The 9,517-nt window shown below is 76.9% G+C and carries 3 protein-coding genes and 1 pseudogene; all 4 read right to left on the bottom strand.

Features of this window, described 5'->3' with window-relative positions:
- A pseudogene (locus tag ACOJUF_RS08620) lies at positions 1-510 on the bottom strand (hypothetical protein); the annotation flags it as partial.
- Between the two features lie 25 nt (positions 511-535).
- Positions 536-1,759, bottom strand: coding sequence for a DUF58 domain-containing protein (locus tag ACOJUF_RS08615; protein ID WP_420121449.1), 1,224 nt, complete (start codon positions 1,757-1,759; stop codon positions 536-538).
- A 176-nt stretch (positions 1,760-1,935) separates the two neighbouring features.
- Positions 1,936-2,931 (bottom strand): AAA family ATPase, encoded by a 996-nt coding sequence (locus ACOJUF_RS08610; RefSeq protein WP_420121448.1) that lies wholly within the window; start codon positions 2,929-2,931, stop codon positions 1,936-1,938.
- Between the two features lie 86 nt (positions 2,932-3,017).
- Complete coding sequence (locus tag ACOJUF_RS08605; RefSeq protein WP_420121447.1) at positions 3,018-9,206, bottom strand: Ig-like domain-containing protein; 6,189 nt, start codon at positions 9,204-9,206, stop codon at positions 3,018-3,020.
- Positions 9,207-9,517: the final 311 nt, after the last annotated feature.

Here is a 9,517-nt window from a genome sequence, read left to right as displayed (position 1 = left end):
GGCCGCGGCCGGGCCGGCCAGGGCGGTCGCCGGCCGGCGGGTGCCGACCAGGAACCCGGCCAGGGTGGTACCGCCGGCCGCCAGCAGCAGCGGCGGCACCAGCAACGACCCGGCGGTGCCGGTCGGGGTGGCCACGGTGAGCAGGTCGCGCCAGCCGTCCACCGCACCGCGCGCGACGACCGTGAACGCGTCCGCCGCCGGTGGTGCGCCGAACACCGGGCCCGCCGCCGCGACGATCAGCGCGCCGATGGCCCAGACGGCCAGCGGGATCAGCGGCACGCCGAGCCACCCCGGCCAGGACCAGCGGTCCCGGGCGACGAAGAACGCGGCCGGCCCGAGCACGCCGCCGGCCGCCGCGACGACGGGCGCCGCCGACCCGTAGGCCGGCACCAGCAGGATCGACCCGAGCACGATCAGGCCGGCCAGCACCGCCAGGTCGGCGGCCCGCCACCAGCGGCCGGTGGCCGCGGAGCTGCGCGACCGGCGCGGACCCCGGACCCGCCCGCTCACCGGGACCTCCCGGCCGCCCCGCCGATCACGACGCCGCCCCGCGCAGGACCAGCGGCAGCTGGGCGACGTCCTCGACGGTGCCCATGGTCCCGCCGGTCAGCGGGCCGAGGACCGCGGGGTGCGGCGACTCGGGCACCCGGGCGCGCACGGCGAGCACGGTGGCCCCGGGTGGGCGCAGCCGGGCGGCCGCCCGGACCCGCGCCGGTTCCACGGTCGAGCCGAAGACCAGCACGAGCAGGGAGGCCCGCGGATGGCGGTGCGCCGTGCGGCGGGTCATGGCCAGCAGGTCGGCGCCCTCGGCCCGCGTGCGGATCGGGCTGAACTGGTCGAGCACGCCTTCGGCACCGGCCCCCCGGACGGGCACCCCGGCCGCGTCGACGACGACGTCCCGGTGCCGCCGGACCAGCTCGGCGACGATCGACGCGGCACAGCTGACCGCGATCTCGAACTCCGCCCCGGTGCCGGGCTCGGCGGTGCCGGGCGGGTCGGCCCGGTAGTCGCCCGGGTCGCCGGCCAGGACCACCGCGACCAGCGACCGCCGGGTCTGGAGGAACTCGCGGACCTGCAGCGTGCCGCTGCGGGCGGTGGACTTCCAGTGGATGAAGCGCCGGTCGTCGCCCGGCACGTACTCGCGCAGGGTGTGGAACGACAGGTCGCTGGCCGTCCGGACGGTGGACTCCTCGCCCTCCAGGTCACGGGTCAGGCCGGGCAACGGGTCGGGCAGCAGCACGGTCCGCGGGTGCACGAACACCTGCTCGTGCACCGGCCACTGCACCACCCGCCGGATCAGCCCGAAGACGTCCCCGCGCACCGCCCGGGCCGGGCCCAGCTCGACCACCGCCCGCCGGTGGGTGGGCAGGGCCATCGTCGCCGGGTGGGCGGCCCCGCCGGGCAGGGACGGCACCCGGACCTGCGCGGGCAGCCCGTCGACGTCCAGTTCCAGGCGCAGCGGCAGCATCCGCCGGGCCGACACGTTGCGCACGTCGACCCGGACCGTGCCCGGCTCGCCGACCACGAACCGGGTCCGGGGCAGGTGCAGGTCGATGGCCACCGGGGACCGGCCCAGGGCCAGGCCGACGGCGATCAGCAGGACGACGGTCAGCCCCGCGGCCAGTCCCGTCCACTCCCGCCACCCGGTGACCTGGCCGAGCCCGGCCGCCACCACGGCGACCGCCGCCGCGGCCCGGCCCCGCGGGGTGACCGCCCGCCACGCCGCCGCCGCCCGCCGCCCGGGACCCGGCACCGTCATCACCGTGACCGGGTCCGAGCCGGACGGGTCCGCAGCGGCCGGGATCGGCTCGCCCGCCGGGCCCGGCCCACCCACCGCGACCGGCTCACCCGCCGCGACCGGCCCGCCGGCCACAGGCGGCCCGCCCGCCGTGGGCGGATCGGCCGCCGGACCCGGCTCGGCCGGCCGGGCCCGGGTCATGCCGCTCCCCGCGGCGGCGGCACGGTGCGCAGCACGGCGGCCACCACGGCCGACACGGTCAACCCGCCGTACTCGGCCTCCGCGTCGATGCAGATGCGGTGGGCGAGCACGGGTTCGGCCAGGGACTTGACGTCGTCCGGGACGACGAAGTGCCGGCCGCGGGACGCCGCCAGCGTCCGCGCGGTGCGCAGCAGCGCGATCGCGCCCCGCTGCGAAACACCCAGGGTCACCCCGTCGACGGACCGGGTGGCCGCGACCAGCTGCGTGATGTACCGCAGGATCGAGGTGTCGACGTAGACCCGGGACGCCTGCTCGACCAGGTCGCCGACCTCGGCCGGGGACAGCAGCGGCCCCACCGCCGGCCGGCCCGCCCGGGTGCCGACGGCCGCCAGGATGGCCACCGCCGCGTCCTCGTCCGGATGCCCGATGCGGGTGCGGATCTGGAACCGGTCGAGCTGCGCCTCCGGCAGCCGGTAGGTGCCGGCCTGCTCGACCGGGTTCTGCGTGCCGATCACCATGAACGGCGACCCGACCGGCCGGGTGACGCCGTCGACCGTCACCGCCGACTCCTCCATCACCTCCAGCAGGGCCGACTGGGTCTTGGGCGAGGCGCGGTTGATCTCGTCGGCCAGCACGATCGAGGCGAACACCGGACCCGGGTGGAACACGAACGACCCGATCGACTGGTCCCAGATGGTCACCCCGGTCACGTCGGAGGGCAGCAGGTCGGGGGTGAACTGGATCCGCGCGGTCGTGCCGCCGACCACGGCGGCGAGCGACTTGGCCAACGTCGTCTTGCCGGTGCCGGGGACGTCCTCGAGCAGCAGGTGGCCCTCCGACAGCAGGCAGATCAGGGCGAGCCGCACGGCGTCGGGCTTGCCCACCACGGCCCGGCCGATCGCGGCCACGGCGGCGTCGAAGGTGGCGGCGAACTGACCGGCCTCCGCCGCCTCCAGCACCGGGCCCGGTTCGGCCACTGTTCGGGAGTCCACGGCCTGATCCTCCGGTGTGTCACGGCCGGCCGCGATCCCTGCTCCGGTCCTGGCGGCGTTCTGGGCGGCCTGCACGCGTCGTCCTTCTAACATGTCGGGATCGTCGGGTCGGGGTCGAGGAACGCCGGCTTGCGGTACCAGAGGCGGTCCTTGTCCTGGTACCAGGTGGTCACCTGGTCGCCCGGGACCGGTCCGGGGCCGCCCGCGGGGAGCGCGGGATAGGCCGGCCCGGCCGCCACGCACAGCAGGTCCGCCGCGCGCGGGGCGGGCACCCAGGTGCCCGGTGCGCAGGTGTCCTCGGTCCGCCACTCCCCCGGGTAGGGCGAGGGGGTGGCACAGGTCCCGGTCAGCGGGGCCAGCGCCCGGGTGGCGACGGTGAACAGGGTGGCGGTCGCTCCGCGGGCGGTCGCCTCCCGGCATTCCCGCTCGGCCCCGGTTCCCACGCAGTAGGCGACGGTGGCGGTGACGGTCGCCCCGTAGCCGACGTCCTGGCTCCAGGAACCGGGCCGCGGCGCCACGTCCGCCCCCGCGATCGTCACCGTCTGCGCGGTCACCTCGCGACCGTTGCCGCCGGGGAACGTCCAGTCGACGCGCACCGTGCGGCCCCACTCGTCGGGCAGGGAGACGGTGACCCTCGGATCGGCCAGCGGGCCGGCCGGGGTGCCGCCGACCGGGTCGCCGGCCGGGCCGCAGCGGACGTCCTCGGGGAAGCCGGACTCGCCGTTGCAGGCGCGCACCCGCACCTGCCGGGCGGTGCCGTTGGCCAGCGACCGCACCGTCGCCGAGGTGGCCGGCCCGACCCCGACCCACGGGCCGTCGTCGAGCCGGTACTGGTAGTCCGCCACCGGCCGGCCGGGCGAGTCGGCCGGGGTCCAGGCCAGGGCCAACGACGAGTCCCCGGCCGTGACGGTCAGGCCGGTGACCGCCGCCGGCCGGCCGAACGGGGCGACCGTGGCGGTGGCCGCCGGGCCATCACCGCGGCCGTTGCCGGCGACGACCGCGACGCCGACCGGGTCGTTGCCGTCCAGCGGCAGGAAGGCCGAACGCCATGCCCCGTCGCCCGTCCCCGCGTCCGCGCCGCCCAGCGTGAGCCGGTAGGCGGTCACGGGTTCACCCCCGTCGTCGTCGGGTGGGCCCCAGGTGACCTCGATCCCCCGCCGGCCGGCGTCGAAGACGAACTGCGCGGTGAGGCCGGTCGGCGCGGACGGCACCCCGGAGGGAACCACCGGATCGCTGGGCGCCGACCAGTCGGAGAAGCCCTGCTGGTTGGCCGCCCGCACCTGGAACCGGTAGCCGGTGGCGGAGTCCAGGCCGGTCAGCACCGTCGGGCTGGTGGCGGCGTCGATCACCTGGACCGGCTCGCCGGCCCCGTCGCCGCGCAGGACCTGCAGCGACATGGCGGTCACCGGGGTGAAGTCGCCCGTCGGCACCGACCAGGAAACCGAGAGGGAGCCGCGGGTGACGTACTGGGCGACCGGCGGCGACGGCACCGTGGGGGCGACGTCCGGCAGGATCACCGCGGACGGCGCGGACGGTGCGGACTCGCCCACCGCGTTGCTCGCCGTCACCACGAACACGGTGGCCTGACCGGGCGTCAGGCCGGTGACCACGCAGGTGCTGTCCGACCCGGGGCACACCTGCCGCAGGCCCCCGCCGGTCACGGTGTACTGCTGCACCGGTGACCCGTTCGCCTCGGCCGGTTCCCACTGCAGCTGCACGCTGCGCGCGGTGACCGTGCCGGGCACCGCGGACGGCACCCCGGGAGCGCCCGGCCGGTCCTGGATCTGCACCCGCAGGGTGGCGGTGACCTGGCGGTCGGGATCCCGGGTGCCGTCCAGGACGTCGACCGCGACCACGAGTTGCCCGACGAAGCCGGCCGCCGGGGTCAGCGACACGGTGCCGCCGGACACGGTCGGCCCGGCGGCGATCCCGGCGGCACCCTCGAGCACGCGCGCGCCGGCGACGGTCAGCCCGAGCCCGACCGGGTCGTCGCTGCCGGTCAGCATGTCGACGGTCACCGCGGTGCCGCCGAGTCCCTGGGCGACCTGCTGGTCCACCACCGTCGGCAACGGCCTGGTCGAGCCGGTGACCGTGACGGTCAGGGTGCCGCGGCCGTTCTTGCCGTCCCCGTCGGTGACGTCCATCGGCAGCGTCACCCGGGTCCCGCGGGGCACGTCGGCGGCCGCGGCGACGGTGACGGCGCCGTCGCGGACCGTGGCGGTCACCCCGGCATCCCCGGCGTCGACGCCCCAGGTCAGGCTGCCCGCCTGGCGGTCGTCGTAGGTGGTAGTCAGCGCGGCCAGGTCGATCGTGGCCGATCCGCCCGCCTCTACGGGCACCTCGGTCGAGTCGATCCGCGGCGGCGGGATCAGCCGCGGCTCGATCCGCACCGGGATGCTCAGCACCACCGGCGGGCCGGTGCCGGCGGCGATGGGCACGTAGACCGCGGCCGCGCCGCCGGCGGTCGCCGGGGCGGACAGCGTCAGGGAGGTCGGCGAGGTGCGCACCGCCGTGCCCTGGGTGAGCCGGGGGGCCGGGTCCGGCGCGATGGTCACCGCGTCCTGCCCGGTCCCGCCGACCGTCACGTAGTCCCCGATGGTGACGTCGGTGCTCAGGCCGGCGTCGAGAGCGATGGGACCGGCCCCCGCGCGCAGCTGCGGGCCCACCAGCTGGGCCCGTGGCGGCACCACGATGAAGGCCCCGGCCTGCGCCCCGTTGCCGTCCACGACCTGGTAGGCGACGACCTGCCGCACGGTCGACACCGCGACCCGCACCGTGTGCGCGTCGACCACCGCCGCCACCGCTGCGGACACCGGATCCACCGACACGGTCAGCCGGTCGGCCCGACCGCTGCGGTTCGTCACCGAACCGGTCAGGTCGACGTCGACGGTGCCGGTGTCCGCGGTCAGGTCGGCCGGTCGCACGAACACGTCGGCGGCCAGCGGGTCGGGCATCGGCGCGTCGGGCGAGACCGTCACCCGCACCGTGCCGGTCGCCGTCAGGCCCTTGGCGTTGACCACCGTGTACCGCAGCGTCCCGACGGTCGGCTCGGCCGGGGCGGTCAGCACGAAGCTGCGGTCCTCGACCGTCACGTCCAGCCCGGGCGTGACGGTGAACGCCGGGTCGGCCAGCCGCACCGCCTGCCCGCCCGGATCGACCACCGCGGCCAGCGGGTCCACCCGGATGCTGCGGCCCGGCCGGACCGACACGGTCTGGTCCGGGGCGACCGGCGGCCGGGCCGCCTCGGTCGGCGCGACGACCAGCACGGTCAGCTCGCCCGTCGCCGTGGCTCCGGCCGGATCGGCGACCAGGTACCGGATCCGGTCGACCCCGGGCGCGGCGAAGGCGGTGTAGGTCAGCGTGTCCGCCCCGGTCACCCGGACCTCGCCGAGCGGCGCTTCGGGCTGCTCGATCGACTGCACCGTCACCCAGTCGCCATCCGGATCGATCCCGGCCAGCGGCACCGCGATGCTGATGGACGTGCCGGCGAAGACCCGCGCGACGGCCGGTGGCGGGGTGTCCGGCGGCCGGTTGCGGCCCGGGTCGGCGGCGATCACGGTGATGGTGACGGTGCCCGCCGCCTGGGCCGGGGCCAGCGCGGTGGCGGTGCCCGACGAGGCGGTGTAGCCGAAGGCGAGCTGGCCGGGGGCGGCGTCCGCCGGGGCCAGGTAGCGGATCGAGTCGGCGGTGACGAACACCGCCCCGGGCAGCGCGGCCACCTGGGCCGGATCGACCGTCACCCGCACCGGGGAACCGTCCTGGCTGGTGGTGAACGTGGTGAAGGGGATGGTGACCGCGTCCCCGGCGCGGACCGTGGCCTGCGCCGGTGCGGTCAGCGGCGGCGGGGTCTGCCGGGCCGCCGGCACCGGCACGACCCGGATCGTGCCCGTCGCCGCATCGGATCCGGACGCGCCGTCGAACGCCGCGTAGGTCAACTCGACCGGCTCCCGCAGCGGCCGGGTGGCGCTGATCCGGACCAGATGCAGGTCGACGACGGCCGCGGTCAGCGCGGCCCCGGCCGGCGGCTGGACGTCCTGCACGGCCGCCCCGGCGCCGGCCGCGCCGCCGTCGTTGAGCGTCGGGTCGACGACCGTCTCGCCGCCGGCCGGCAGGTAGGCCACATCGAGCCTGGGCACCGGCGGCGCGGCCGCGCCCGTGACGTCGACCCGGAGCACGCCCGTGGTCGCCCGCCCGCCGGCCGTGGCCTCGAACGTGAAGTAGTAGGTCCCCGCCACGGCCGCGGTCACCGCGACAGAGCCGGTGCGGCGGTCGAGCACCGCGGTGGCCGGTTCACTGCCCGGCTCCGGCTGGACCGCGTCGATCACCACCGGCTCGGCGGAACCGGCGACCACGCTGCGCCGCAGGTCGACCACGGCGGCGACGCCGGGTGCCGTCCGGCCGTGCGCCGGGTAGATCACCGGCGCGCTCGATCCGGCCGGCACGACGGACACGGTGAGCGTGCCGGCGGCCTGCTCGATCCCGTCGGAGACGACGAACTCGACGGGTACGTCGGTGCCGGCGCCACCGCCGGTGTTGCGATAGGTGACGGTGCCGTCGGGGCGGAACGACACGACGTCGGCGGTGTCGGTGACCGCCGAGACCAGGAACAGGTCGTCGCCGGTCGGCGAGACCATGTCGTCGAGCACGTTGTAGGAGACGGTGGCGTCCACCTCGGCCGTGACGGCCGACCGGCGGACCCGCTGCGCCGGCTCGCTCACGGCCGCCGGGCGGACCCGGACGTCGATCCGGGCGCCGGCCGTCGCGCCGGCCCCGTTGCCGACGGTGTACTCGATGGGGGGCACCGCGGTGACGCCCGCGGCGAGCGTGAGCTGCACGGCCGAGCCGTCGCCGACGACGGCCGCCGATCCGATCTCGGGCGGCAGCGCACCGACGGATTCGACCACCACGCTGGTGCAGTCCACCCCGGGGTCGTTGTCCAGCACCCGCAGCACGGTCGTCCGGCCGGCGCGCACCCCGAACTCGTCGTCGACCGCGGTGGGCGCGCCCAGCGGCACCGCCGTGCAGTCCGGCGGGACGTCGGGCAGGTCGTCGGTGGACGTCGGGTCCTCGACCGTGGTCGTCCGGTCCGCGGGCCCCTCGGCCGGGGCGACGTCCGCCCAGTTGTCCACCGGGCGGAATCCGTCGCTGGCGATCCAGGACCGGTCGGACCCGGAGTCGACCAGGACCACGGCATCGCCCCGGGCCTGCAGGGTGAGCGCCGGGGCGGCCCCACCGGGGTCGGCCGCCGGGCCGGCCAGCTCGGCCGGTTCGGCCGGACCGTCGCCGCAGCCGGCCACGCCGGTCACCCTCGTCCCGGACCACCAGGCGGCGTACCGGCACCCGCCGGCGACCACCGGAGGCACCGCGGTGCCGCCGCCGGGCGCGAGCGTCCGGATCGACCCGTCGATCAGGTCGACCGCCACCAGCCCGGACGCCGAGGACACCAGCACCTCGGCGGCATCCGGACCGGGCTCCTGCAGCAGCGCGTCGGCCGGCAGGCTCACGTCGAGCCGCCGGTCCCCCACCCGCATCGACCGGTCGGCCCGGTCCAGCACGACGGGCACCCCGCCGACCGTCGTCAATTGCACGCCGGCCACCGGCCCCGCCGCGCTGCCGCTCGTGGCCAACGACCCGCCGGCCAGCGGCAGGTCGGCCACGGTGGCCGGGTCGCCCGGGTCGATCCGCACGACGGTCGACGCCCCCGGCCGGACCGCGAACACGGCCCCCTCGACGCTCACGGCCAGCACCGGCCCGGGGCCGACGGTCGCGGCCGGCGACGCGGACCGGACGTCCAGCGCGGACAGGTCCGGATTGGGCCCGGCCCCGCGGGTCGTCCCGACCCACACCCGGCCGTCCGCCGGATCGGCGACCGCGAGCGTGCCGGATCGCAGCCGGACCACCGCGTCGGCCGGCACCGCCACCCGGGCACCGAAGGTGACGGTCGCGGTGTCCAGCAGCTGGATCTCGTCCTTGGCCCCGTCGACCACCAGCAGCGGGTCGGCCGGGTCACCGGCCGGGTCCTGGACGATGGCGGACACGCCGCGCAGGGCGGCCGCCGAGTCCAGCTCGCCGATCCCGGTGTTCACCCGCCCGACCAGCAGCCGGGCGTCGTTGACCACCCAGACCGACCGGTCGACCGGCTGTGGGGGGACCTCGGCGAACCCCGGCCGCTGCCAGGCGATGACGACCCCGGCGACCATCAGCAGCGAGCACGTGACGGCCACCGCGACGGTGACGGGGCGGCGGCGGCCGGGTCGCCGCAGGCGCTCCACCACCGTTCGCCTCCCGGATCCCCGTTGCGCGCCGCCACCGTCAAGCCCTGCCGATCCGCGACGTCCGGCGACCGCCCCCGTGCTCATGATGCCATCCGAACGGGTCCGAGTCATCACGTAGCGCCACCGGATCGACAGCGATCGCGCTGAGATGTCTCATTTCTTCGGCACCCGGACACTGCTGGTCGAGCCAACGGCGCACTGACGCGAGCCCGCCGTCACTCAATGTAGTGAACGCCGACGGCGCCCCCTACGGCTCAGTATGGGCGTCCGGGACCCGCCGGAACGGGCCTGTGGACAACTTCACCGCGGGC

The sequence above is a fragment of the Nakamurella sp. genome, from assembly GCF_048594475.1.
GTDB lineage: Bacteria > Actinomycetota > Actinomycetes > Mycobacteriales > Nakamurellaceae > Nakamurella.
The sequence above is the reverse complement of the archived record's forward strand: the minus strand, read 5'-3'. Positions and strand labels throughout refer to the sequence as shown.

Bases quoted from the DNA above. Each gene is read 5' to 3' on its own strand.
- ACOJUF_RS08615 (WP_420121449.1), bottom strand. From the start codon at position 1,759: ATGACGGTGCCGGGTCCCGGGCGGCGGGCGGCGGCGGCGTGGCGGGCG.